General features: G+C 74.8%; 17 protein-coding genes and 5 tRNA genes. 8 read left to right on the top strand and 14 right to left on the bottom strand.

Features of this window, described 5'->3' with window-relative positions:
* Positions 1-152 precede the first annotated feature (152 nt).
* Complete coding sequence (locus OOK31_RS21690) at positions 153-2159, top strand: sigma-70 family RNA polymerase sigma factor (RefSeq protein ID WP_267088924.1); 2007 nt, start codon at positions 153-155, stop codon at positions 2157-2159.
* Here OOK31_RS21690 and OOK31_RS21685 read toward each other — a convergent pair.
* Together OOK31_RS21685 and OOK31_RS21680 are read right to left on the bottom strand one after the other, a co-directional pair.
* The gene (locus OOK31_RS21685; RefSeq protein ID WP_267088923.1) at positions 2146-5406 is read right to left on the bottom strand and encodes a BTAD domain-containing putative transcriptional regulator; all 3261 of its coding nucleotides are present in this window, start codon (positions 5404-5406) and stop codon (positions 2146-2148) included. The two genes, OOK31_RS21690 and OOK31_RS21685, sit on opposite strands and share 14 nt — an antisense overlap.
* 281 nt (positions 5407-5687) lie before the next feature.
* Positions 5688-7961 (bottom strand): asparagine synthase-related protein, encoded by a 2274-nt coding sequence (locus OOK31_RS21680; RefSeq protein WP_267088922.1) that lies wholly within the window; start codon positions 7959-7961, stop codon positions 5688-5690.
* A gap of 643 nt (positions 7962-8604) precedes the next feature.
* Between OOK31_RS21680 and OOK31_RS21675 the strand changes: the two genes are divergently transcribed.
* The 4 genes from OOK31_RS21675 (at position 8605) to OOK31_RS21660 (ending at position 14033) form a co-directional block, all read left to right on the top strand.
* The gene (locus tag OOK31_RS21675; protein ID WP_267088921.1) at positions 8605-10212 is read left to right on the top strand and encodes a sporulation protein; all 1608 of its coding nucleotides are present in this window, start codon (positions 8605-8607) and stop codon (positions 10210-10212) included.
* 19 nt (positions 10213-10231) lie between these two features.
* Positions 10232-11452: an L-2-hydroxyglutarate oxidase gene (gene lhgO / locus OOK31_RS21670; RefSeq protein ID WP_267088920.1), complete on the top strand. Its 1221-nt coding sequence runs from the start codon at positions 10232-10234 to the stop codon at positions 11450-11452.
* 368 nt (positions 11453-11820) lie between these two features.
* On the top strand, positions 11821-12639 hold the full coding sequence (gene trmB, locus OOK31_RS21665) for a tRNA (guanosine(46)-N7)-methyltransferase TrmB (protein ID WP_267088919.1): 819 nt from the start codon (positions 11821-11823) through the stop codon (positions 12637-12639).
* A 44-nt stretch (positions 12640-12683) separates the two neighbouring features.
* The gene (locus OOK31_RS21660; RefSeq protein WP_267088918.1) at positions 12684-14033 is read left to right on the top strand and encodes a PrsW family intramembrane metalloprotease; all 1350 of its coding nucleotides are present in this window, start codon (positions 12684-12686) and stop codon (positions 14031-14033) included.
* Here OOK31_RS21660 and OOK31_RS21655 read toward each other — a convergent pair.
* The 10 genes from OOK31_RS21655 to OOK31_RS21610 form a co-directional block, all read right to left on the bottom strand.
* Positions 14023-15084 carry a M23 family metallopeptidase gene (locus OOK31_RS21655; protein WP_267088917.1) on the bottom strand — a complete coding sequence of 354 codons (1062 nt, stop codon included), beginning with the start codon at positions 15082-15084 and terminating at the stop codon, positions 14023-14025. The two genes, OOK31_RS21660 and OOK31_RS21655, sit on opposite strands and share 11 nt — an antisense overlap.
* A gap of 281 nt (positions 15085-15365) precedes the next feature.
* Entirely contained in the window at positions 15366-16535 is a 1170-nt protein-coding gene (locus OOK31_RS21650; protein ID WP_267088916.1) for a PP2C family protein-serine/threonine phosphatase, read from the bottom strand.
* 170 nt (positions 16536-16705) lie between these two features.
* Positions 16706-16779: transfer RNA gene (locus OOK31_RS21645), tRNA-Met, on the bottom strand.
* 501 nt (positions 16780-17280) lie between these two features.
* Positions 17281-18042, bottom strand: a complete 762-nt coding sequence (locus OOK31_RS21640) for a helix-turn-helix domain-containing protein (protein ID WP_267088915.1) — start codon at positions 18040-18042, stop codon at positions 17281-17283.
* 326 nt (positions 18043-18368) lie between these two features.
* Positions 18369-18441, bottom strand: a tRNA-Lys gene (locus OOK31_RS21635).
* Positions 18442-18636: 195 nt separating this feature from the next.
* Positions 18637-20961: a DEAD/DEAH box helicase gene (locus OOK31_RS21630; protein ID WP_267088914.1), complete on the bottom strand. Its 2325-nt coding sequence runs from the start codon at positions 20959-20961 to the stop codon at positions 18637-18639.
* 274 nt (positions 20962-21235) lie between these two features.
* A complete protein-coding gene (locus OOK31_RS21625) occupies positions 21236-21865 on the bottom strand; it encodes a hypothetical protein (protein ID WP_267088913.1) in 630 nt (209 codons plus the stop codon).
* 95 nt (positions 21866-21960) lie between these two features.
* Positions 21961-22335 (bottom strand): CrcB family protein, encoded by a 375-nt coding sequence (locus OOK31_RS21620; protein ID WP_267088912.1) that lies wholly within the window; start codon positions 22333-22335, stop codon positions 21961-21963.
* Complete coding sequence (locus tag OOK31_RS21615; RefSeq protein ID WP_267088959.1) at positions 22332-22778, bottom strand: CrcB family protein; 447 nt, start codon at positions 22776-22778, stop codon at positions 22332-22334. The genes OOK31_RS21620 and OOK31_RS21615 overlap by 4 nt, the downstream gene beginning before the upstream one ends.
* Before the next feature lie 26 nt (positions 22779-22804).
* The gene (locus tag OOK31_RS21610; protein ID WP_030225620.1) at positions 22805-23155 is read right to left on the bottom strand and encodes a metallopeptidase family protein; all 351 of its coding nucleotides are present in this window, start codon (positions 23153-23155) and stop codon (positions 22805-22807) included.
* A 103-nt stretch (positions 23156-23258) separates the two neighbouring features.
* Between OOK31_RS21610 and OOK31_RS21605 the strand changes: the two genes are divergently transcribed.
* The 3 genes from OOK31_RS21605 to OOK31_RS21595 all read left to right on the top strand — a co-directional run bounded on the left by OOK31_RS21605 (position 23259) and on the right by OOK31_RS21595 (position 23540).
* Positions 23259-23331: transfer RNA gene (locus OOK31_RS21605), tRNA-Glu, on the top strand.
* 39 nt (positions 23332-23370) lie between these two features.
* Positions 23371-23444, top strand: a tRNA-Asp gene (locus OOK31_RS21600).
* Between the two features lie 22 nt (positions 23445-23466).
* Positions 23467-23540: transfer RNA gene (locus OOK31_RS21595), tRNA-Phe, on the top strand.
* Positions 23541-23581: 41 nt separating this feature from the next.
* Here the strand turns inward: OOK31_RS21595 and OOK31_RS21590 are convergent.
* Positions 23582-24406: a cytochrome c biogenesis CcdA family protein gene (locus OOK31_RS21590; protein ID WP_267088911.1), complete on the bottom strand. Its 825-nt coding sequence runs from the start codon at positions 24404-24406 to the stop codon at positions 23582-23584.
* Positions 24403-25119: a thioredoxin domain-containing protein gene (locus OOK31_RS21585; RefSeq protein ID WP_267088910.1), complete on the bottom strand. Its 717-nt coding sequence runs from the start codon at positions 25117-25119 to the stop codon at positions 24403-24405. The genes OOK31_RS21590 and OOK31_RS21585 overlap by 4 nt, the downstream gene beginning before the upstream one ends.
* Between the last annotated feature and the right edge of the window lie 41 nt (positions 25120-25160).

The following is a 25160-nucleotide window of genomic DNA, read 5'->3' as shown; positions in this document are numbered from 1 at the left end:
CCGAACGGGTGAGGAGGGTTCCGGCGATGTGATCGAGTCGCCGGTGCTTTCCCGGACGGGTGGATGGTGCGCGGAGGGCACCGGGGCGGCTTCGCCGTGTGACACGCTGGATCGGTGTACCGGTTCGAGTGTGTCGTGCGGGGGCTTCCGCGATGAGCGTTGACGGGCGGGACGAGTCCTTCGGTGGTGGCGATGTCGAGGCGGGCAGCCTGCCCGCCCGGCAGGTTCCGGCGCAGCGCGAACCCGGCGGCCGCCATGCGGCCCCGGGGCCCGGTGGCGCCGATCTGCCGCCGTCCGACGCGGACTTGGTCGCCCGGATGCGGGGCGGTGACGACGGTGCGTACGAGGTGCTGTTCCGTCGGCACGCCGATGCCGTGCGCCGGTACGCGCGGACCTGCTGCCGTGACGGGCACACCGCCGACGACCTGACCGCGGAGGTGTTCGCGCGGACCCTGCAGGCGGTACGGGGCGGGGCGGGGCCGGACCAGTCGGTGCGGGCCTATCTGCTGACGACCGTGCGGCGGGTCGCCGCCACCTGGGCGAAGACCGCCAAGCGGGAGCATCTGGTCGAGGACTTCGCGGTGTTCGCGGAGCAGGCGGCCGTCGGTGCGGAGAGTTCCGGCGGGCTGGGCGGGCTGTCCGGGGACGACACCCTGGAGCTGGGCGCGGACGTACGGGCCATGCACGAGGCCGAGCGGTCCCTCGCGATGCAGGCGTTCCGGAGTCTGCCCGAGCGGTGGCAGGCCGTGCTGTGGCACACCACCGTCGAGGAGGCCTCGCCGAGTGCGATCGCGCCGCTGTTCGGGCTGAGCGCCAACGCGACGGCGGTGCTGGCCAGCCGGGCCCGGGAAGGGCTCAAGCAGGCCTATCTCCAGGCGCATGTGAGTTCCGCGCTGAGCGAGGGCGGCGACTGCGCGCGGTACGCGGACCGACTGGGCGCGTACGCCCGGGGCGGGTTGCGGATGCGGGCGGAGCGCGGGCTGCGCAAGCACCTGGAGGAGTGCGCGAAGTGCCGGCTGGCCGCCGGGGAGCTCAAGGACGTCAACGCGGGGATTCCCGCGCTGCTGCCGGTGGCGGTCATCGGGTGGTTCGCCGCCGGGTACGCCGCCAAGGCGGCGGGGGTGGTGGCCGGTGGGGTCGTCGCCGCCGGAGGTGCGGGGGCTGCCGCCGCCGCGGGTGGTGCCTCGGCGGGTGCCGGGGCGGGTGCCGCCGGTGCGGGGGCTGCCGCCGCCGGGACTGCCGGGGCGGGTGCGGGGGCTGCCGGGGCCGGGGCCGCGGGAGGTGCCGCCGCGGGGAGCGGTGGGGCCGGGGCCGGGGGTGCGGCGGTGTCCGAGGGGCTGGGGCTCCCGGCCAAGGCCGCCATCGCCGCCGGAATAGCGGTGGCCGCGGCCGCCGGGGTGGTGTTCGCCCTGACCGGGGACGAGCCCGAGCCCCAGGCGAAGCCGGCCCCGAGTGCGGCGGCGCCGGTGGTGCCCGACGCTCCCGCGCCCACCCCGCCCCGGGAGGCTCCGGCGGTGGATCCGGCGCCGGAGGCACGGGGCTCCGTACCGCCGCGGCGCGGCACGCAGCCGCCCGCGCCGGCGTCGAGTCCGGCCGCCCCGCCCAAGCCGCCGACGAGTGCGCCCCCGGCTTCGGTCGCGCCGCCCGCCTCGAAGCCGGCCCCGACGCCTTCGCCGACGCGCCCGAAGCCCTCGCCGTCCCCCACGCCGCAGCCGTTGCCCCCGCAGGGCTTCCAGCTGGCCTCGCTCGGGCACGCGCCGCTCGGCCGGCACACCGGCCCGGAGCTGGAGACCTGGCGCAGCAGCTGGGTGTGGCAGCGGTGGGGCCTGGTGATGGGCGGTCAGCGGTTCGGGCAGGGGATCACGGTCCACTCCCGTTCCTCGGTGGAGATCACCCTCAACCGGCAGTGCACGAGCTTCTCGGCGCGGGCCGGGGTGGACGGGCTGTCGATGCTGACCGACGGCACGGTGCGGTTCTCCGTCTACGGCGACGGGCAGCGGCTGTGGCGCTCCGACGCGGTCGGGTACGAGGACGCCCCGGTCTCCGTCCGGGTGCCGCTGGCCGGGCACACGTCCCTGCGGCTGGTGGTGGAGCAGGCCCGGCAGGGCCACCTGCCGACGCTGGCGAGCTGGGCCGACGCGGTGATCAGCTGCCGCTGACCCCGGGCGGGCCGGTGGTCCGGGCCAGTTCGGTGAGTTCGGCGGCGATCTCGGCCGGGGTGAGGGCGGCGCCCGCCGACCGGGCCTCGGCCTGCGCGGCGGGTCCGAGGGCGGCGAGGGTGCGGGCCGGGAGCCCGGCCAGCGCGGCCTCCTCGGGCACGGGCCGGGGGTAGCCCCCGCGCCAGGCGGTGGCGGCCGCGAGGAACCGTACGCTCTCGGCCGGGCGGCCGGCGTCGGCCAGCAGCCGGGCCGCCGTCTCGGTGAGCGCGGCCAGGTGGCGTTCGGCGCACTTGGCTTCCAATGCCGCCGCGAGGGCGGGCGCGAGCCGGGCGATCCCGGTCTCCGGGCCGCTCTCCCCGGCCTCGAGGACGGCCTCCACGGTCTCCAGTCCGGCCGTGAACTGCGCGGGCACGGTGATGTGGGCGGCCTCGGCCCGGGCCTGGGCGCACGCGGCGCGGGCCGCTTCGGTGTCCCCGCGTTGGAGGGCGATCAGGGCGGCGAGGAAGCGGGTGAAGGCGCTGGCGTCGTACACCCCGCCGTACTCCTCGGCCTCGGCGTCGGACTCCTCGAGGAGCTTCGCGGCGCCCTCGAAGTCGCCGGCGCAGTAGGCCGTCTCCGCGATCCGGGCGAGGGCGAAGGGCGCCTCGGTGCCGGCCCCCACCTCCCGGGCGAGGCGCAGGCACTCCTCGTACTCGGTGCGGGCCTCGGCGTAACGGCCGCGCGAGATGGCGGCCTCGCCGGCGGCTCCGGCGACCTGGGCGCGCATCCAGCGGTCCCCGTTGCGGCGGGCGATCAGGTGCAGTTCGACGAGGTCGTCGTCGATGGTGGACAGGCCGCCGGTGAGGTCGATGGCGACGTGGGTGCGCAGCAGGAGGGTGACGCCGAGTTCCCACTCGCCGGCGTGGCGGCGGCAGTTCTCCACGGAGATGTCGAGGTCGCCGTGGAAGGAGTCGACGTCGCCGGTGAGGAAGGCCGTCGTGGGCCAGAGCATGCCGGGGAAGCGGGTGGTCTCCGGGGAGCCGTGGCGGAACGCTTCCTTGATGCGGGCGGCGAGGGCCTGGTGCTCGGGGGTGCGGAAGGCGTCGGCGGGCCTGCTCTCCGCTATCAGGAACACGTTCAGGACCTGGAGGCGCATGCGGCGCCAGTACGCGGCCGAGCCCTCGGGCGGGTCGGCGGGGGTGACGGCGAGGATCCGGGTGGTCCACTCGCCGGCCTCGGTGCGGTAGTTGCGCAGCCACCAGAACCAGCCGAGGGCGACGGCGAGGCGCTGGGCGCTGGCGTGGTCGGGGGCCGCGTCGGGGGTGGTCGCCGTGGTGCGGTGGAGGGCCGAGCGGAGGTTGTCGAGCTCGGTCTCGACGCGCCGGATCCAGGGGAGCTGGGCGGCGGAGCGGAGCAGGGGTTCGGCCTGCTCGGCGAAGGCGAGGTAGTGCGCGGTGTGGCGGCGGGCGGTGGCGCGGGCGTCGGCCGGATCGGCGGTGGTGTGTTCGGCGGCGCGCTCCGCGGCGTACTCGTGGATGGTTTCGAGCAGGCGGTAGCGCATGCCGTCGGGGCCCGGCTCGGCGACGACGAGGGACTTGTCGACGAGGGAGCCGAGGACGTCCGCGACCTCGTACGAGGGGTCGGCGCAGACGGCTTCGGCGGCGGCGAGGTCGCAGCCGCCGGCGAAGACCGACAGACGGGCGAGGACGGCCCGTTCGGGTGCGTCGAGGAGGTCCCAGGACCAGTCGACGACGGCGCGCAGGGTCTGCTGGCGGGGCAGGAGCGTGCGGGCGCCGCCGGTGAGGAGGCGGAAGCGGTCGTCGAGGCGGTCGGCGATCTGGCGCGGGGTGAGCAGCCGCAGCCGGGCGGCGGCCAGTTCGATGGCCAGCGGCAGACCGTCCAGGCGGGCGCAGATCTCGGCGACGGCCGCCGGGTCGTCGGCGGGGGTGAAACCGGGCCGGGCGGTGGCGGCGCGGTCGGCGAACAGCCGGTGCGCGGTGGCGGGCGGCAGCGGCTCGACGGGGCGCAGGCACTCGCCCGGCACGCCGAGGGGTTCCCGGCTGGTGGCCAGGATCCGCACGCCCGGGCAGTGCGTGAGGAGGTGCTCGGCGAGGGCGGCGGCGGCGCCGACGACGTGCTCGCAGTTGTCCAGGACCAGGAGCAGACGGCGGTGCGCGCAGTGCTCGACGAGGAGGGTGGCCGGGTCCTCGGCCGGGGTCTTCTCGCGGCTGACGAGGGTGCTCTCGCGCAGGCCGAGGGCGCTGAGGACGGCGCCGGGGACGGCGGCGGGGTCGTCGAGGCGGGCCAGTTCGACCAGCCAGCCGGATTCGGGCTGGGCGGCGGCCGCGTGCTCGGCGAGACGGGTCTTGCCGGAGCCGCCGGGGCCGGTGAGGGTGACGAGGCGGAAGCGGGCCAGGTCGCTGTCGAGGGCCGCGAGTTCGGGCTCGCGGCCGACGAAGGAGGTCAGGCGGGGGCGGAGGTTGCCGCGGGGTGCGTGCGGCTGGGCCGGCTGCGGCTGGGGCTGGAGCAGCTCCGCGTGCAGGGCGCGCAGTTCCGGGCCGGGATCGGTGCCGAGGGCTTCGGCGAGGGCGGCGCGGGTGCGTTCGTAGGCGGCGAGGGCGTCGGCGGGGCGGCCGGCCCCGCGCAGGGCGCGGATCTGCTGGGCGCGCAGGGATTCGTCGTACGGGTGCTCGTGGATCAGCGCCTCGATCTCCGGGAGGAGTCCGGCCGGTTCGGGGGCACCGGCCCGGCCGGAGCTGCGCAGGTCGGCCTCGATGCGGTCGCGCAGGGCCGAGGCGCGGCGGGCCTCGGGGGCGGCGGCGTGGAAGGCGCGGGCGGAGTCGGGGAGGTCGGCGAGGGCGGGGCCGCGCCACAGGGCGAGGGCCTCGCGGAGGGTTCCGGCGGCGGTGGCGGGGTCGGTGGGCAGCTGCCGGGAGCCGAGGGCGGCGAGCCGGGTGAAACGGTGGAGGTCGACGTCCTCGCGGGCGGCGGCCAGGCGGTAGCCGCCGACGGGATCGGCGTGGACGGCGTCGCGGGAGCCGAGGGCGCGGCGGAGCCGGGCGACGAGCGCCTGCAGGGCGGCGGGCGGGTCCTGGGGCGGGGCGTCGCCCCACACCTCGTCGACCAGCTCGGCGACGGGCGCCGCGGCGGGGCCGCCGGCGCGGAGCGCGAGGGCGGCGAGGAGCGCGCGCAGGCGGGCGCCGCCGAGGGGGAGGGGGGCGCCGGTCTCGTCACGTGCCTCGGTGACTCCGAGGATTCGGTACCGCACCGGGCAATTCTGCCTTGCCCTCGCCGGGGGCGTGCGGGGGTTTTCGCGGCGGGGCGGCGGGCCGGGCGGGGTCGGGGCCCGTACCCGGAGCGGGTGGCCGCTGCGCGGGGCGTTCCCCTACCCGCCCTTCGCCCGTTCCCTGGGGCTCCGCCCCAGACCCCGCGCCTCAAACGCCGGCGGGGCTTGGGGGCGCACCTCACTACACGGCACTCCGCGCCCGCGCCTCAAACGCCGGCGGGGCTGGATCTGTCCAGCCCTGCCCGCGCAGCAGGCCGGGTGGGTCAGTGGTGGGTCGGGTTCGGTGGGGTGAGGCGGGGGAGTGCAGGGAGGCGGCCCAGGGGGGTGTCCGGGCGGGGGACGGCGCGGCGGCGGGGGGTGGTGGTGCCGGTCCAGCAGGTGCCGCGGCGGGCCAGGAGGCGGCGGAGCCACAGTTCCATGGAGACGAGTTCCGCGAGCCCGTCGAGGGGTACGGCCCGGCCGTCGGCGGCGTCGGTCAGGGCCTGCCGGACGAGCCGGGTGTCGATCAGCCCGGCGTCCGCGAGCAGCGGGGCGGTGAACAGCGCGAGCAGGCCGGGCAGGGCGGCGCGCAGTCCGAGGCGGGTGGCGCTCTCGTCGGGGGTGCGGTCGGTGGCGCCCCAGCCGGGCGGGAGTTCGCGTACCCCGGCGGAGGCGAGGACGCTGCGCAGGATCGCGGCGCGGGCTCCGGGCTGTACCCGTAGGGACTCGGGGAGGGCGCGTGCGGCGCGTACGACCTGGTTGTCGAGGAACGGGGCGTGCAGTCGCTGGCTGCGGACCTCGACGGCCTGCTCGAAGACCCGGTGGTCGGCTGCGTGCCGGGCGAGCACGGCGCGGGCGCGGGCCTCGCCGGGGCGCAGTGACAGCGGCGGGCGGCCCGCGGCAGTGCCGAGGCGGATCGATACTTCCGCGAGGGCCTCGCCGGTGAGCCAGCGCGCGGCCGGGCCGGGGCGGGCCCAGGTGAGGGCGGCGAGCGAGGCGTCGACCGGCCCCGGTACCCCGGTGTCGACGCCGCCTTCGCGCAGCCGGGCCGCGGCGGCCTCGATGCCCGCGCGGTACGGCGTACGGGCGAGGCGGCGGGCGGCCGAGTAGACGGAGAACGGGACGAGCAGGGGGCCCTCGGGCGCGGTGCGGGCGAGGGCGGCGACGGGGCGCAGCAGGTGGCGGCGTCGGCGGTCCATGAGGAGGTCGGCCATGCGGGCGGGGTGCGCGTCGAGGACCTGGCGGGCTCCGTGGCCGGTGAAGTGGTCGGCGGAGCCGGCGGCGAGGCGGCGGCGTTCGCGGGCGGCGGAGACGAGGGAGGGGCCGGGTTCGTCGGTGAGCGGGCCGTCGAGTTCGGCGTAGGGGAGGGCTTCGGCGGCGGCGGCCACGACGACGTGGTGCAGCCGGGGGTCGGCGGCGAGGGCGTGGGCGCGTTCGAGTTCGGCTTCGCGGCCCTGCGGGGTCGCGAGGTCGTTGAAGGTGACGGCGAGGAGGCGGGAGCCGGCCCCGGGGAGGCTGCCCGGGGCGCCGGGCAGGCCGGCGGCGAGGAGGGCGAGGGTGGCGGAGGCGCTGCCGCCCGACAGGTCGGCGCCGACCCCGGGCGCGGGGGCGCCGCGGGCCGCGCGCCGGTCGGCGGGGCCCATTCCGGGCACGGGTCCGGGGTCGGGGGCCAGGGTGTCGGGGGCATGCCGGGGCGCCGTGAGCCGGGCGCGCACCGCGTCGACCAAAGCTTCCCGTACGCCCTCCACCGCGCGCTCGGGATCGGCCTCGGGGGCGGCCACGGCGAGGGAGGCGACGGGCTCGTAGCCGGTGATCTCCCGGGAGCCCTCGCGCAGGATCAGGGTGTGGCCGGGCGGGATGCGCCGGACCCCGGCGTACGGTGTGCCGTCGCCCAGTGCCTCGGGGCTGTCGGGGCAGGCCAGCAGGGCGGCGAGGTGGCCGATGTCGAGCTGCGCCTCGATGAGGTCGGCGAGGGGGAGGGCGGCGGTGGCGTACGCGGTGCCGCCCGCCCAGGGCGTGTAGAACACGGGCCGGGCGCCCGCGAGGTCGCCGAGGACGGTGATGCGGCGGCCGGCCTGGACGACGGCGGTGTAGCTGCCGGACCACTGGGTGAGGTGGCGCAGGGCTCCGCCGCGGGCGGCGTAGAGGGCGCGTCTGAGCTCGGCGTCGGTGGCGCCGCAGCAGCCGAGGACGGCGAGGCGGGTGAAGGGGTCCGCGGGGTCGGCGGTGACGGTGCGGATCTCGTCCGGGCGCCAGTCGCCGACGGCCCAGAGGGGGTCGGGGTCGCCCCACAGGAGCTGGGCGCCGACGGGGTGGACGGTGCGTTCCGCGTCCTGGGCCGCGGGGTCGTCGGCGTAGGCGGCGTCGGCGATGCCGCCGCGGGGCGGGTCGGCGTAGGGGTGGCCGTGGGCGGGGTCGCCGTACGCGGCGGGGCCGGGGGCGCCGTAGCCGGAGCTGCCGTAGCCGGGGGCGCCCGTACGCGTACCGCCCTGGCCGGAGACGCGCCCGGCCGTGCCGAAGCTCGCGGCGATACTGCTCCACCCGACCAACCAGCGCACCGCCGCCTCCCCAGCCTGTGGGCACATGACCGGGGCAACGGACGGCACGGACGAGACGGTCAGCGCTGAGGGCGCGGCCGGCGGGGCCCCGGGTGGCTCGGGGTCCATGCTGCCACGAGACGGGCGTGCGAGAGTGGCTTCGGGGGGCGCACATGTAAACGAACACGCCCCGGCCACGCGGTATTTGGCGTTCCGTTCCCACCGCCCCATAGGTCGGTTTCGGCCATTCTTCGGCCGTACTGACTGCCCGTACCGCCTGCCCGCACCGCCATCGCGGGGGCGCGGTCCGGGAGGCGGCATCCACCCCCCGGACCGTTCCGCCACCCGCGGGGATTGAGGTAGCGGCATCCCCCGGCCCACCGGATCCACGCGGCGGGCCGACCCACGCACCGCACATCGAATCGCCGGGCCCCGGGAGCGGCCAGAGCGCACGGCCGGGCGCACGGCCACACGGCCGGAGCACGGCAGGAGACGTGCGCCCCGGGCACGGGCTCCGCCCGGACTGTGCATACGGACAACAATCCCGCCATACGGAACTCGGGGCCTTAACGCTTGGGAGGCGGGGAACTACGCTGGGTTTACGAAATGCCGGGCGCCTATGCCCCGGCGGCGTCTGCGTTCCGCGTGTGACGAGGGGTGGCGCATGTCCAGGGAGCTCCGCGAGCCCAATGAGAAGCTCGGCGCCGTCCTCGCCCTCGCGGGCATCAGCAACGCAGGGCTGGCCCGGCGGGTCAACGACCTCGGCGCGCAGCGCGGTCTGACGCTGCGGTACGACAAGACCTCGGTCGCCCGGTGGGTGTCGAAGGGGATGGTGCCGCAGGGCGCGGCCCCGCACCTGATCGCCGCCGCCATCGGGGCGAAGCTGGGGCGGCCGGTGCCGCTGCACGAGATCGGCCTGGCGGACGCGGACCCCGCGCCCGAGGTGGGTCTGGCCTTCCCGCGCGACATCGGTGCGGCCGTGCGTTCGGCGACGGACCTGTACCGGCTCGATCTCGCCGGACGGCGTGGGGGCGGCGGGATCTGGCAGTCGCTCGCCGGTTCCTTCGCGGTGTCGGCGTACGCCACGCCCGCCTCCCGCTGGCTGATATCTCCGGCCGACAGCTCGGTGGCACGCGAACCGGGCACCGCTCGCGAGACGGCGCCTGTCGCTCCGGGGGCTCCGGCGACCCCTGCCGTCCCGCCCCGGCAGCCGGCCGACACCCCCGCGCAAAGCGTTGTGCCCGCCCAGTCCGGACCCGAAACCGCACCGGCCGCCGCCACACCGGCGCCCGCGCCCGCCCCCTCGCCCGCACCCACCCCCGCCGTGCTCACCTCCCTGTCGGACGCCTCCCCGCAGCGCGTGGGCCACAGCGACGTGACGAAGCTGCGCGAGGCGGCCGAGGACGCACGCCGCTGGGACTCCAAGTACGGCGGCGGGGACTGGCGTTCGTCGATGGTGCCGGAGTGCCTGCGGGTGGACGCGGCGCCGCTCCTGCTCGGCTCCTACAGCGACGAGGTGGGCCGCGCACTGTTCGGGGCGACCGCCGAACTGACCCGGCTGGCGGGCTGGATGGCCTTCGACACCGGCCAGCAGGAAGCGGCCCAGCGCTACTACATCCAGGCGCTGCGCCTGGCCCGCGCCGCCGCCGACGTCCCGCTCGGCGGCTACGTCCTGGCCTCCATGTCCCTCCAGGCGACCTACCGGGACTTCCCCGACGAGGGCGTGGACCTCGCGCAGGCCGCCGTCGAACGCAACCGCGGCCTCGCCACCGCCCGCACCATGAGCTTCTTCCGCCTCGTCGAGGCCCGCGCCCACGCGAAGGCCGGCGACTCGGCGGCCGCCGGGGCGGCGCTGCGCGCGGCGGAGGGCTGGCTGGAACGCTCCCGCGACGGCGACCCCGACCCGACCTGGCTCGGCTTCTACTCGTACGACCGTTTCGCGGCGGACGCGGCGGAGTGCTACCGGGACCTCAAACTCCCCCGCCAGGTCCGCCGCTTCACCGAGCAGGCCCTCTCCCGCCCCACCGAGGAGTACGTGCGCTCCCACGGGCTGCGCCTGGTCGTCAGCGCGGTCGCCGAACTGGAGTCGGGCAACCTCGACGCGGCGTGCGCGGCCGGCACCCGGGCCGTGGAGGTCGCGGGCCGGATCTCCTCGGCGCGGACGAACGAGTACGTACGGGACCTCCTGCACCGGCTGGAACCGTACGGGGACGAACCGCGCGTGGCGGAACTGCGCGAACGCGCCCGGCCGCTCCTGGTGGCCCCCGCGTAGCCCCTCTGTCGGTGGCGGGGTGCAGTATGCAGGGGTGGGAGGTGTCAGCGTGGACTGCGACGTGCTGGTGATCGGGGGCGGGATCGTCGGCCTGTCGACGGCCCATGCCCTGGCACGCCTGGCCCCGGGTACCCGGGTGACCGTCCTGGAGAAGGAGACCGGACCGGCCCGGCACCAGACGGGCCGCAACAGCGGAGTGATCCACAGCGGGATCTACTACCGCCCCGGATCCCTCAAGGCCCGCTTCGCGGTGCGCGGCGCCGCCGAGATGGTCAAGTTCTGCGCCGAGCACGGCATCCCGCACGAGGTCACGGGCAAGCTGATCGTCGCCACCGACCGCGCCGAGCTCCCCCGCCTGCACTCCCTCGTCCAGCGCGGCCGGGAGAACGGCATCCCCGTCCGCGAGCTCGGCCCGGCGCAGATCGCCGAGTACGAGCCGGAGATCCGGGGCCTCGCCGCGATCCACGTGGGCACCACCGGGATCGTCGACTACGGGCGGGTCGCCGCGCAGCTGGCGGAGTCCTCCGGCGCGGAGATCGTCTACGGCGCCGAGGTGGACCTGATCTCGCGCCGCCCCTCCGCGGTGGCGGTGCGCACCACGTCCGGGCTGGTGTTCCGGGCGCGGGTGCTGGTCAACTGCGCGGGCCTGCAGTGCGACCGCGTCGCCCGCCTGGCCGGGGACGACCCGGGCATGCGGATCATCCCCTTCCGGGGCGAGTACCACGACCTGGCCCGGCCCTCGCTCGTCCGGGGCCTGGTCTACCCGGTGCCGGACCCGGCGTTCCCGTTCCTCGGCGTCCACCTCACGCGGGGCATCGGCGGCGGGGTCCACGTTGGGCCGAACGCCGTGCCGGCGCTGGCCCGCGAGGGCTACGGCTGGGGCACGGTCCGGCCCCGGGACATCGCCACCGAACTGGCCTGGCCGGGATCCTGGCGGATGGCCGCGCGGCACTGGAGGTACGGGGCGGGGGAGATCCACCGCTCCCTGTCGAAGCAGGCCTTCACGGAGGCCGTGCGCCGCCTGCTGCCGGCCGTCACCGCCGCGGACTTGCTACCCGCCACTGCGGGGGTCCGCGCGCAGGCGGTCCTCCGGGACGGAACCCTGGTGGACGACTTCCTCATCATGGACGCGCCTCGGACGGTGCACGTCCTGAACGCCCCCTCGCCTGCGGCGACCGCGTCGCTTCCGATCGGCCGCGAGATCGCCACCCGAGCCCTCCAAACCCTCCACACCCCCTGACCCGCCGACCGGCTGTCCCGCTGCGCGGGGCTTGTCCCCTACCCACCCTTCCACCGTTCCCGCCTCAGAGCCGGCGCGGCTCAAACCCCCTGGGGCTCCGCCCCAGACCCCGCGCCTCAAACGCCGGCGAGGCTGGATTCGGCGGGACCGGATCACGGACGTGAGGGGTCGGGGACGGGGTGGGGTGTCGTCCGGGATGTAAAACGTGATTTGTTGGCGCGCGGTGCCCCGTCACTCGACGGAGCTTCGGAGGGGGCGCCATAAATCATGCCTATCCCGGACGGCACCCCACCCCGTCCCCGACCCCGACCCCACCCCGGCCAGGGGCACGGCGGTGGTTCGTCGGGCGGACGTAGAATCAGCGCATTGTGTCTGAGTCCCCGAACCCCCAGCCCAGCCTCCCGGACACCGCGCCGGAGGCGACCGCGTACGTGCCCCCCAAGTGGCGCACCGAGCCCCGCTTCCCCGACGGCCCCGCGCCCGACCCCGCCGGGTCGCACCACGAGCGCCGCATCCGCAGCTTCCAGCCCCGGCGCAGCCGTGTCACCACCGGCCAGGGCGAGGCGCTGCAGCGCCTCTGGGGCACCTGGGGCCTCGACATCGACGGCCACGAGGTCATCGACCTCGACCGGCTCTTCGACGGCCTGCCCGTGATCCTGGAGATCGGCTTCGGCATGGGCGAGGCCACCGCCCAGATGGCCGCCGCCGACCCCACGACCGGCATCCTCGCGGCCGACGTGCACACCCCCGGCCAGGGCAACCTCCTGGCCCTCGCCGAACGGGGCGGCCTGAAGAACGTCCGCGTGGCCAACGGCGACGCGATCATCCTGCTCCGCGAGATGCTCCCGCCCGCCTCCCTCGCCGGGTTGCGCGTGTACTTCCCGGACCCGTGGCCCAAGGCCCGCCACCACAAGCGCCGCCTGATCCAGCCGGAGTTCCTCGACCTGGCCGCGACCCGCCTGGCCCCCGGCGCGGTACTGCACTGCGCGACGGACTGGGAGCCGTACGCCGAGCAGATGCTCGAAGTGCTCGGCGCGCACCCGCGGTTCGAGAACACCCAGCCGGACGGCGGCTACGCGCCGCGCCCCGACTTCCGTCCCCTGACCCGCTTCGAGGGCCAGGGCCTGGACAAGGGGCACGTCGTGCACGACCTCCTCTTCGCCCGTAAGGCCGATTCCGGGAACTGACGAACGTCACTCCGAGTGTCCGACCCGCTCGGTAGGGTCATCATGTGTACCGAGCGCTCACCCGTGTGCTCGCACGCCTGCCGGGCCCGGCCCGTGCGTGCGTGCTCGTCGCTCTGCTCACCGCCACCGGGATCGCGATCCTGGAACTCGTACGGGAGCAGACCGGCACCGCCGGGTTCTTCGTAGGCCTCGGCCTGGCCGTGCTGCCGGTGCCGCCCCTGATGGCGGCCTTCCGGTGGCTCGGCCGGGCCGCGCCGGCCCCGTGGCGGCAGCTGTTCTTCTGCTTCGGCTGGGGGGCGTGCACCGCCGCGTTGATCGCGATACTGGCCAACAGCTTCGCCACGGAGTGGATATCCGAGGCCACCACCGATCCCTCGGCCGCGGATCAGCTCGGCTCGGTGGCGATCGCCCCGTTCGTGGAGGAGACCGTCAAGGCGGCGGCGCTGCTGCTCGTGTTCCTCTTCCGAAGACGGCAGTTCACCGGCCCCGCCGACGGTTTCGTGGTCGCCGGGTTCACCGCCACCGGCTTCGCCTTCACCGAGAACATCCTCTACCTGGGCAACGCCTTCGAGGAGGACCTCGCCGACGGGACCGGGGTGCTGGACTCGGTGACGGCGGCGACCTTCTTCGTACGGGTCGTGCTGTCGCCGTTCGCGCACCCGCTCTTCACGGTGCTCACCGGCCTCGGCTTCGGCGCGGCCGCTCTCAGCACCCGCCGCGCGCGCAGGACGGCGCTGCCGCTGCTGGGTCTGGGACTCGCCATGGGCGCGCACGCCCTGTGGAACGGTTCCTCGCATTTCGGGGAGTACGGGTTCTACCTGGTCTACGGCTGCGTGATGGTCCCGGCGTTCGGGCTGCTGCTGTGGCTCGCCGTGCGGATGCGGCGCCACCGGCTGCGGGCCGTCGCCGCCGAGCTGGCGGTGTACGCCCGCGCGGGCTGGCTCGGTCCGGCGGAGGTGCCGGCCCTGGCTTCGATGCCGGCCCGGTCACTGGCGCGCGCCCTGGCCCGCCGCACGGGGGGCCGTCCCGCCGCCCGCGCGGTGTCCCGGTACGCGGCGGACGCCGCCGCCCTGGCCCTGCTGCGCCGCCAGGCCCGCCGGGCGGGCCCGTCCCTGGGGCCGGACTTCACCGCGCGGGAGCGGGAGTTGCTGCGCGCGCTCTGGCTGCGCCGGGCGACGGCCGCACCGGCACTGGCCCGGGCCGCGGTCATGGAGGAACTCCTGCCCCAGCGCTTCGGCACCCCGACCCCGGCCCCCGTACCGGCGGCCACCGCACCGCTCCGGGCACCCGTACCGCTCCAGGCACCGGCAGCGGCACCCGTACCCGTACCGGTCCCGGTACCGGCGCCCGTCCCGGCGCCCAGGCGGCCGGCCCTGTCGGCCTCTAGACGCTGAGGCCCTTGGAGTTGAGCCACGCCAGCGGGTCGACCGTCGAGCCGCCCTTGCGCACCTCCAGGTGGAGGTGGGCTCCGGTGACGTTGCCGGTGGCCCCGACCCGGCCGATTGTCTCGCCCGCGCCGACGGAACCGGAGGTCACGGACATCGAGGAGAGGTGGCAGTACCAGACCTGGGTGCCGTCCTCCAGCTGGAGGACGATCCGGTAGCCGTAGGCGCCGGAGTAGCCGGCGGAGATGATCTGGCCCGCGCCGACGGCCTTGACCGGGGTCCCGGTGGGCGCCGCGAAGTCGAGGCCCGTGTGGTAGCCGGAGGACCACATGGAGCCGGAGTCGCCGTAGTGCGAGGTGAGGGTGTAGGCGGAGGTCGGCAGGGAGTACCCGCCCGTCGACTTCCCGGACCCGGACCCGGCTCCGCCGCCCGCCGCGGCCTTGGTCTCGGCCTGCTCGGCGGCAGCCTTCTCCGCGGCTTCCTTGTCCGCGGCGGCCTTCTCGGCGGCGGCCTTCTCGGCGGCGGCGCGGACCGCCTCGGCCTCCTTGTCGGCGGCTTCCTTCTGGCTGCGGGCCTCCTGGGCGGCGGCTTCGCTCGCGGCCCGCTGGGCTTCGGCCCGCGCCTGGGCGTCGGTGACGTCCTGCTGGGACTCGGCCTGCTGGAGGATCCGGTTGCGCAGCGCCTCGCCCGCGTCGGCCTGGGCCTGCTCCGCCACCTGGGCCTGCTCCGCCTGCGCGGCGGCCTGCTGCGGGACGCCGGCGGTGCGCGAGGCGCCGTCGGAGTCGTGTCCGCCGCCGAGCAGGTCGGGGAGCGAGGGCATGGATATCGCGACCTGGGGCCGGTCCTGCGCGGTGGCGATGCCGCCCGCGCCGACCGCCGCGATCACGCCGACGCCGAGCACGGTCGAGCTGCGGGCGAGTCCGCCGCGCGGCTTGAGGACGCGGTGCTTGCCGCGCGGGGGGCGGGCGGAGTCCTCGGTGGGGTTCCACTCTCCCCAGGCTCCGGCGGTGGGCGTCTCCTGGACGTCGATGCCTTCGTGGGCAGGCGAGTTGGAGGCCACCGGGGCACACTCCTCATGAGCGGGAACGCGCACGGCGCCGTCTCTTGCGACGGCTGGGACGACCGCGCTGCGTTATCGAACGGTAATAGACGCGGGGGAGTGATTCCAAGCTGTTGCGACTGATCGTTAACGCCAATCGGCCACCCACCGAACAGCCTTGGCCTGGACATTGACCTCACCATGCCACCAACTCGGGCAAATACCTGCCCACCCACGCATCACTTCAGCCACAGTGGCAAAATGACGGCCCGTCAATCCCCTTGCGGAGAGCGCCTCCTGCGCTACAGACCGTCACGCCGGACCACCGGCACCGTCCGGCGCCGCTCCGGCTGCCCCTCCCCCGGCCGGCCCACCGCCAGCAGCGCCATGTCGTCGGTCGCCCCGCCGCCCGTGTGCCGGCGCACGTCGGTGCTGAGCGCGTCGAGCAGCCCGTCCGGCCCGGGGAAGACCCGCCCGCGCAGCCGGGCGGCCGGATCGTAGAAGGCCCCGGCGGTGTCCCGGGCCTCGGTGAGCCCGTCCGTGAACAGCAGCAGGGTGCTGCCCGCCGGAAAGGCCCACTCCCCGACCCGGTCCGCCGTCCCGGCCGACAGCTCGCCCAGGCCCAGCGGCAGCGCGGGCTCGGCCGGGGCGAGCACCGCCAGGCCACCGTCCGCGTACAGCAGCAGGGGTTCGGGGTGTCCCCGGTTGACGAGCCGCAACACCTGGGCCCCGGCGGGGATCTCACCGAGTACGCAGGTGGTGAACCCCTCCACCGCGTCCAGACTGTCCCGCCGGACGCCCTCACGGGCCAGCGCGCGCTCCAGCCGCCGCGCCAGCCCCTCCAGGGTCGGCTCGGTCTCCGCGGCCTCCCGGAAGGCACCCAGCACCACGGCGACGGCCTCCACCGCCCCCAGCCCCTTGCCCCGTACGTCGCCCACCGCGAGCCGCACCCCGTACGGGGTCTCCTGGACGGCGTAGAGGTCCCCGCCGATGGACGCGTCGGCCTGCGCGGCCTCGTACCGGGCGGAGACCTCCAGCCCCGCGATCCGCTCGGCCGGGGTCGGCAGCACGGCCCGCTGGGCGGCCTCGGCGATCTCCCGCGCCGAGGCGAGCCGCTCGCCGCTGCGCCGCACGACCCGGTTGATGAGCAGGGCCAGCCCGGACACGGTGAGCACGGTCACCAGCTCGGTCAGGGCCTCCGCCTTCCAGCTGGTGCCGTTGTGGAAGTGCAGCGCCACGACCGCGAGCGAGGCGGCGACCCCGGTCAGCGCGGTCAGCCGGAACGTGAAGAGCGGGGCCGCGATCAGCGGCGCGGCGGAGAAGAAGGGGGAACCGGTGAAGCTGGGCGGGGTGAGCACGTCGAAGACGAAGCCGAGGAGGATCAGCAGTACCGGAAGGATCCGCACCACCCGCCGGGCCGCACCGCCACCGGGCGTGCTCGCGCCGTTTCCCTGCCGGCCCAGCCCCACCACGCTGCTCTCCTGCCGCCCGGTCCCGCCTCGCCCCCTCAAGGCTGGCGGCACGGGCCGTCGTACGGCGACCCGGCCGGGCCGATCGAGTGACGGCGCCCTCGGCCCCGCAGAAGGGACAACGGAAACGACGAAGGCCCGGTTCCACAAGGGAACCGGGCCTTCGTACTGAGTAGCGGGGACAGGATTTGAACCTGCGACCTCTGGGTTATGAGCCCAGCGAGCTACCGAGCTGCTCCACCCCGCGTCGGTAAACACAACTCTACGTCATCCGGGGGACGGCCTCCGCCAATTACCGCCCCGCCCCACCCATGGACCCACATCACCGCAGGTCAGGGCCCTGAAAGACGGCGGCGGCGGGAGGCTCGGCCGGTAGGGCCGGGCCTCCCGCGCCGTCGGGGCGCAGGCCGCGGGGGATCCACGAATGCCCCGCCCCGGGTTGCCTGCCGTTTCCGAAACGGAACAGCACACAACGGAACAGGCACGACATTGACATCCGGCCACGCCTCCGTCAACCGGCAAGAAATTGCCGCACAGATGACTCGTGAAGACCCTTCACCGGCGCGTTTCCACCGGTCCCCATGAATGCGCCCATTCATCGAATCCGGCAAATGTTTGCCTCTGTACACGCAGATGACCGCATGCCAGAGTGACGGCACCGGCTCCTCCACGGGGGAAGGGGCCGGGACCGGGGCCGCGAGGCTCAGGGGGAACACAGGGGGAACGGGCGCCGGGGGGCGCGGGGATTTCAGAGCACGGACGTCGCGTCGTCCACGGGGACCAGAACGACGCAGCGGATGCTCTGGTGGTACGCGGGGACCAGGACCTGGGAGGTGACGACCAGCTCTCCCGGGGAAACGTGCGGCAGGGACAGCCGGTAGCGGTGTCCCTGCCGGTAGGCCACCACCCGCGGCCCCCGGTCCCACACCTGCCGGGTCTCCGGATCCCGCAGGGTCTCCTCCAGCAGGTCCCCCAGCTCCCGGTCCTCGGGATGCCCGACCAGCGCGAACCGCAGCAGGGCCAGGTACACCTCGGCGTGCCCGCGCCAGTCGCCCAGCTGCGCGCGCGCCTCCTCGGTGGTCAGCGCCCAGCGCATCAGATTGGCGCCGGGCTCGGTGACCCACGGGAACCAGTCCGCCATCAGGCCGTTGTAGCCGCGGATGTTCCAGGCGTGGTCGGTGAGGTACGCCGGCAGGTTCCGCTGCGCCGCGATGAGCCGGCTGAGCGCCGGTATGGGGTCGGCCATCGATTCCGGCGCGACCAGGGCCGCACCGCCCAGCGCCTTGCCGTGCAGGGCCATCCGCTCGTCCGGTCCGAGTTCCAGCGCGTCCGCGAGCCTGCGCAGCACCTCCGGCGTGAGGGAGACGGCCACGCCGTTCTCCAGTCCCCGGTACCAGCGTTCGCTGACGCCCATCCGCTGGGCGACCTCCGTCTGCGGAAGCGGCCTGTCCCGCCGGAGCTTGACGCCCGCCTCGGCCCGCCACGCCCGCAGGAGATCGGGAAGCGCCATGGACGCAAGGGGCGAAGCACTCACGGACACTCCCGAACGGACTGGTACGAACTACATGAATGGTACGGCGGCACTCGCTTCGCGCGCCCGGTCCGGACGCCGCCCGCTCCGCGGTCCGCCGTCCTCCCCCGCGGCCAAACCCGGCCAGGACGGCCGCTCATGGGGCTCCGTGGGGCTCCGTGGGCCCGTAGCCGCCCCCACGGCCGTCACGGCACCACATCCAGCCACGGGCGCCCTCGGGCGGGCAGCAGAGCGCCCCTCCCGGCCGAAGCCGGAAGGGGCGCTGAAGCACAGGTCAGGAGGAGGTCCCCCGGGCCCGCGTGCGGTAGGCCATGTCGGACTCGAACCGACAACCAACGGATTAAAAGTCCGCTGCTCTGCCAATTGAGCTAATGGCCCTCCACGTGCTCACCCCAGAGCATAGCCGGAGAGGGGCTCATGACCGATCGGGTATCGCCGGGTGTGGCCCGGGCGGTTTCCCGCCAACCGCCGTGCGCGGGGTGAACGCCGGGTGAAACAGGCCGGAAACGGGCTCGGCCCCCACCGCACCGGAGTGCTGTGGGGGCCGAGTCCGCGTCAGACGGCGCTCAGGCGTCAGCCGTTGCGCTTCCAGCGGGGCTTGTCGTCACGACGGCCGCCGAAGGAACCGGTCGAACCGGAGCCGGAGGGGCGGTTGTCGTCGCGGCGGCCGTACGGGCGGTCGCCCGCGCCGGCGGAACGGAAGCCGCCGCCGGAGGGACGGTCGTCACGGTTGAAGCCGCCGGAGGGGCGGTCGTCACGACGGAAGCCACCACCGGACGGACGGTCGCCACCGGAACGGAAGCCACCCGACGGACGGTCGTCGCGGCGGAAGCCACCACGGTCGCCACCACGGTCATCGCGGTTGAAGCCACCGGACGGACGGTCGTCACGACGGAAGCCACCACCGGACGGACGGTCGCCACCGGAACGGAAACCACCCGACGGACGGTCGTCGCGGCGGAAGCCACCACGGTCGCCACCACGGTCGTCACGGTTGAAGCCACCGGACGGACGGTCGTCACGACGGAAGCCACCACCGGACGGACGGTCGCCACCGGAACGGAAGCCACCCGACGGACGGTCGTCGCGGCGGAAGCCACCACGGTCGCCACCACGGTCATCGCGGTTGAAGCCACCGGACGGACGGCCACCACGGTCGCCGCGGTCGTCACGGCGGAAGCCGCCACGGTCGCCGCCGCGGTTGTCGCGGTCACCACCGCGGTTGTCGCGACGCTCGAAGTTGCCGCGGTCGTCGCGCTGGGCGCGCTGCTCCTCGCGGCGCTCCTGCGCGGCCAGTTCGGCGGCAGCGGCGGCGGCAGCAGCCGCGACCTCGGCCTCGGCGGCCTCGGCCACCTCGGCGACAGCGGCCTCCGGGTCCTCGCCGCGCTCACGGGCGGAGCGGGCGACGAGGCGGTCGGCCTCCTCGCGCAGCTCCACGGCGCGGCGCGACAGGCGCTCGAGCTGCTTGGTGAGGTCGGCGACCTCGCGCTCGGCCTGCTTGGCGGCGTTGTTCGCGGAGTCGGCCTGGACCTGGGTCAGCGAACGGGCACCGGTGATCTCGGCGACCTCGGGGTCGAAGGCGCCGACGCCCTGGACGATGTGGCGCGAGGCGTCGACGCCCGCGTCCTCCATCAGGCGGAAGATCTGGCGGCGCTGGTGCGGGAGCGCCAGCGACACGACGACACCGGACTTGCCGGCGCGGGCGGTGCGGCCCGAGCGGTGCAGGTAGTCCTTGTGGTCGCCGGCCGGGTCCACGTTCAGGACCAGGTCGATGCCGTCGACGTGGATGCCGCGGGCGGCGACGTCGGTCGCGACGAGCGCGTTGACGTAGCCGTCCTTGAAGTCCGCGAGGACGCGGGTGCGGGCACCCTGCGTCATGCCGCCGTGCAGCGCGTCGGCCTTCACGCCGGCCTCGATGAGCTGCTCGGCGATGCGGTCGGCGCCCAGCTGGGTGCGGACGAAGATGATGGTGCGGCCCTTGCGGGCGGCGATGGCGGCCGTGACCGGCGCCTTGTCCTTCGGCTTCACGACGAGGACGTGGTGCGTCATGGTCGTGACGTTGCCCTGGGCGCTGTCGACCTCGTGCGTGACGGGGTTCGTCAGGTAGCGCTTGACCAGGGTGCCGATCTCGTTCTCCATGGTGGCGGAGAAGAGCATGCGCTGGCCGCCGCCGGGGATCTGGTCGAGCAGCTCGGTGACCTCGGGCAGGAAGCCCAGGTCGGCCATCTGGTCGGCCTCGTCGAGGACGGCGACCTCGACGTTCTCCAGGGAGCAGGCGCCGCGGTTGATGATGTCGCGCAGACGGCCGGGGGTGGCGACGAGGACGTCGACACCGCGCTCCAGGGCGTAGATCTGGTTGCCCATGGAGGTACCGCCGCAGACGACCTTCATCTTCAGGCCGAGGACGTCGCCGTAAGGCTGGAGGGCGTCCGCGACCTGCATCGCGAGCTCACGCGTCGGCGTCAGGATGATCGCGCGGGGCTTCTTCTTCTCGGTGTGGCCACCGGCCAGGCGGGCCAGGGTGGGCAGACCGAAGGAGAGGGTCTTGCCGGAGCCGGTGCGGCCGCGGCCGAGGATGTCCTTGCCGGCCAGGGCGTCCGGGATGGTCGCGGCCTGGATCGGGAAGGGGCTGGTGACGCCGTTCTGCGCGAGCTTGCGCACGACGCCCTCGGGCAGACCGAGGTCGCCGAAGGTGATCGTGGGCTCCGCGTCGGCGGCGTCTTCGTCGTTCACGTCAGCCTCGTCGGCCTCGGCGGTCACATCGGCCTCAAGGGCCTCGATGATCTCCTCCGCCTCGATGGCCTCCATGGCCTCGGTGACCGCAAGGGTCTCGGCGTCGACGATCTCGTTGGAGTCGTTCTCGGGCATGACGGAACGGTCAGAACTGGAAATGGACATGCGAAATGCGAAACCTTCCGGAGTCTCGGCACGCGCCCAAACTCCGTGAATCGCAAATCGACCGCCTCAATGCGGTCAGCCACGGCTAGGGAGAGTACGCGCCACACGGCGCTCTTCGGATTCGGCGCCGGGCAATGGGATCAAACGATCTATAACCATACGCACCCTCCTGGGGGTCTGGCAAGTCACTCCGGGCCAGACCCCTCTGACCTGCGGAAATACCCAGGGTGCGGACCTCGTGCCGCACTGGGCGGCCCCGCGAATCCCCCCAGATCTACGCCGATCCCCCCTGCCCGGCGGTCGGGTCCGGAGCGGTCGGAGTGGGCTCGGGCGGTGTGGGTTCCGTCACAGGCGGGGTCGGCTCCACGACGGGCGGAGTGGTGGCCGAGCCGCCCCCGGAGCCCGACCCGGATCCCGAACCCGAACCCGACCCGCCCCCGGAGCCCGACCCCGAGCCCGAACCCGAACCGGACCCGGAACCCGAACCCGACCCCGAACCGGAACCCGAGCCCCCGGAGCCCGAACCTCCACCGGAACCCGAGCCGCCGCCGGACGGCGCCTGGCCCCCCTGGCCGCCCGCCCCGCCGCCCGGCCCCGCCGACGGCGAGGGCTGTCCCGGCCGCCCGCCCGGGGCTCCGGAGCTGGGGGAGGCTCCGGTCGCGCCGGAGGCCTTCCCGGGCTCACCGGCCTTGCCGTCCTGGTTCCCCGTACCGCCCTTGACGCCCTGCCCGTTGCCGTGGACCCCGGAGCCGTGGCCCCCGCCCGCGGCCCCGCCGGCCCCCGCGACGCCCTTGCCGCCGACCGAGGCGGCGGGAGCGGGCTTCGCGGCGTCCTCGCCGACGCTCATGCAGCCCGCCGTCGCCGCGACCGCGAGTGCGGAGACGGCCAGTCTGAGAGAGGACAAATGGCGCACTGGGGCACCTCCGGAGCACGGCGGCGGGGTCCGCGATGGGCGGGTCAATGAGCCCAACTCCCTTTACCCCGTAAGAGACACGCCCCTTATCCGAACAGCTGCCGCGCCACCTGCGAGCCCAGATGGACGGACCCCAGCCCGACCAGCACCGATGCGAGCACGTTCACCGAGGCGAGGAAGCCGTGGCCGCGCTCCGCCAGCCGCAGGGTCTCGTAGGAGAAGGTGGAGTAAGTGCTCAGCGCCCCGCACAGCCCCGTCCCGAGCAGCAGGGTCACCCGCGAGGAGCCCGCCCCGGCCAGCGCGGCCCCGCTCAGCGCCCCGAGCAGCAGGCAGGCCGCGGCGTTGACCAGGAAGGTCCCCCACGGGAAGACGGAGTCGTGCCGGGACTGCACCGCCCGGTCGGTCAGGTACCTCAGCGGGGCCCCGACCACCGCCCCCACGACCACCAGCAGCCAGTTCACCCGCGCCCCCGCACCGCCAGCCGGGTCACCGAGGCCGCCCCCCACACCGCGCCCAGCGCTCCCGCGGCGGTGAGCCCGGCGTACGCCAGCGCGCGCCCGGCCTCCCCGTCGTCGAGCAGCCGGGAGAAGTCGAGCGCGTAGGCGGAGAAGGTGGTGAACCCGCCGAGCACCCCGACCCCGGCGAAGGGCCGCAGCAGCGGGTGCGGGGCACTGCGCCCGCCCTCGGCGATCAGCACCATCAGGACGCCGATCAGCGCGCAGCCCGTGACGTTGATCCACAGGGTCGCCCACGGGAAGGCCCCGGGCCCGCCCGCCGGCCACAGCAGGCCCACCCCGTACCGGGCCGAGGCCCCGAGGGCGGCGCCCGCCGCGACCGCCGCGAGCACCCGGCCCTGCGGCTCGGTGCGCTGGGCGGGGACGTGGAGGTCGACATCCGGGTCGATGGCCTCGCCCCCCGGCACCGGCCGGGTCACCCGTAGCCCAGCGCGTGCAGCCGTTCGTCGTCGATCCCGAAGTGATGGGCGATCTCGTGCACCACCGTCACCTCCGTCTCCGCGACCACGCTCTCCCGGTCCTCGCACATCCGCAACGTGGGGTTCCGGTAGATCGTGATGCGGTCCGGGAGCACACCGGCGTACCACTCGCCGCGCTCGGTCAGCGGGGTTCCCTCGTACAGGCCGAGCAGCTCGGGGTCGTCGGCCGGGGGCTCGTCCTCGACGAACACCGCGACGTTGTCCATCAGCCGCGTCAGCTCCGGCGGAATCCGGTCCAGGGCCTCTGCGACGAGCTCTTCGAACTCCTCGCGCGTCATCTCCAGCACCCGGCCATTGTCGCTCCGGGGGAAACCGTTTTGGCGATAGCTCCTCCGATCCCATATGCTTCTCACGTCCCCGACGCGCTGCAAAGTGCCCGGCGGGCCTTTAGCCCTCATCGTCTAGTGGCCCAGGACGCCGCCCTTTCAAGGCGGTAGCACGGGTTCGAATCCCGTTGGGGGTACGCATTACCGTGTGCGAGACTTGTGCTCGCACATTGCAAGGACCTGTGGAGCAGTTGGTTAGCTCGCCACCCTGTCAAGGTGGAGGTCGCGGGTTCAAGTCCCGTCAGGTTCGCTGAGGCTGGAAACAGTCTCGTGGCTGGGTAGCTCAGTTGGTACGAGCGATCGCCTGAAAAGCGATAGGTCGCCGGTTCGACCCCGGCCCCAGCCACAGAAGGAAGGCCCCGTCCCTCGGACGGGGCCTTCCGCGTTTCACCCCTCCCGCTCCGCGCGCCGCCACCGGCTCAGCCCGAAGGCCAGGGCCCCTACGGCGACCAGCCCGAGCAGCGCCCAGTCGGGTACGGCGTCCGCGACGGAGCCCGCCCACCGCTCCACGGCGTACGAGTCGTCCACGTCCAGCAGCCCCGGCAGGGCGCTCGCCCCGTCGTAGGCGAGGAAGAGCGCGCCCAGGGTGATGAAGAACAGCCCCGACAGCAGCGAGGTCGTGTGCAGTTCGAGCCGGCCCAGCCGCAGGACGCGGCCGCGCAGCCAGCGGCGGCGGCCCAGGTCGAAGCGGTCCCAGAGCAGGGCCAGCAGGAAGAGGGGGACGGCCATGCCCAGCGCGTACACCGCCAGCAGCAGGCCTCCGTAGACCGGGCTGCCGCTGACCGCCGCCACCGTCAGGACGCTGCCGAGGATCGGGCCCGCGCAGAAGCCGGCCAGCCCGTAGACCGCGCCGAGCGCGTACACCGACAGGGCGGTGGTCGGGCGGATCCGGCCGGACAGCTCGGAGATCCGCTTCGAGGCGAAGCCGAGGCCGAGGATCTGGGCGGCGCCGAGCGCGATGATCAGCCAGCCGCCGCCGAGGACCAGCGCCTCGCGGTTGCTGTGGAAGAACCTTCCGGCGTACGAACCGGCCGCGCCGAGCGGTACGAGGGTGCTCGCGAGGCCCGCGTAGAAGATCCCGGTGCGGGCGAGCAGCCGGGAGCGGGAGTCGATCGAGTACGCGAAGAAGGCGGGCAGGAGCAGCGCGCTGCACGGGCTGAGCAGGGCGAGGAGGCCGCCCAGGAGGGCGGCCAGGTAGCCGATGTCGGTCACCGCCCGGCCGCCGCTTCCGCTTCCGCCTTCGCCCTGGCGACGGCGGCGGTGAAGGCCTCCAGGGGCTGGGCCCCGGCGAGGGGGCGGCCGCCCACCAGGAAGGACGGGGTGGACTGGACGCCGATGCGGTAGCCCTCCTCCTGGTCCCTCCTCAGGGCGGCGGTGGCCGCCTCCCCGGCCATGTCGGCCTTGAAGCGCTCCAGGTCGGGGACCCCGGCCTCGCGGGCCAGCTCGGTCAGGCGGGCCTCGCCGAAGCCCTTCTCCTTGGCCCCTTCGGCGTACGCGGCCTCGTGGAAGGCGGCGAAGCGGTCCTGCTGCCCGGCCGCCCAGGCGGCCTTGGCGGCGGCCTCGGACTCGGCGCCGAAGATCGGGAAGTTGCGCCACTCGATGCGCAGGGTGCCGTCGGCGACGTACTTCTTCACCAGTTCGGGCTCGGTGTCCCGGGCGAACTTGGCGCAGTAGCCGCACTTGAAGTCGGAGTACTCGATGAGGACGACGGGTGCGTCGGGGCGGCCCGTGGCGAGCTTGTCGCCGGCGTCACGGCGGGCCAGCGCCTTGAGTTCGGGGGCCGCTTCGGGGGCGGGCGCGGCGGCCGGGGCCCTGCCGGGCTTGGCGTCGGGGGCGGTGGCCTGCCAGGAGACGAGGCCGAGGGTGAGCGCGGCGGCGGCGACCCCGGCGGAGATCAGCAGGGGCTTGCGGGAGGCGGAGGGCATACGGGTGCTCCAGTACGGCGGTGCGGAAGGGTAAAAGGGGA

The sequence above is a fragment of the Streptomyces sp. NBC_00249 genome, from assembly GCF_026342355.1.
GTDB lineage: Bacteria > Actinomycetota > Actinomycetes > Streptomycetales > Streptomycetaceae > Streptomyces.
The sequence above is the reverse complement of the archived record's forward strand: the minus strand, read 5'-3'. Positions and strand labels throughout refer to the sequence as shown.

What these genes read in the sequence shown, in the direction of transcription:
- OOK31_RS21690 (WP_267088924.1), top strand. Translation starts at nt 153, where the DNA reads ATGAGCGTTGACGGGCGGGACGAGTCCTTCGGTGGTGGCGATGTCGAG.
- OOK31_RS21675 (WP_267088921.1), top strand. Translation starts at nt 8,605, where the DNA reads ATGTCCAGGGAGCTCCGCGAGCCCAATGAGAAGCTCGGCGCCGTCCTC.
- OOK31_RS21640 (WP_267088915.1), bottom strand. Translation starts at nt 18,042, where the DNA reads ATGGCGCTTCCCGATCTCCTGCGGGCGTGGCGGGCCGAGGCGGGCGTC.
- OOK31_RS21630 (WP_267088914.1), bottom strand. Translation starts at nt 20,961, where the DNA reads ATGTCCATTTCCAGTTCTGACCGTTCCGTCATGCCCGAGAACGACTCC.
- OOK31_RS21585 (WP_267088910.1), bottom strand. Translation starts at nt 25,119, where the DNA reads ATGCCCTCCGCCTCCCGCAAGCCCCTGCTGATCTCCGCCGGGGTCGCC.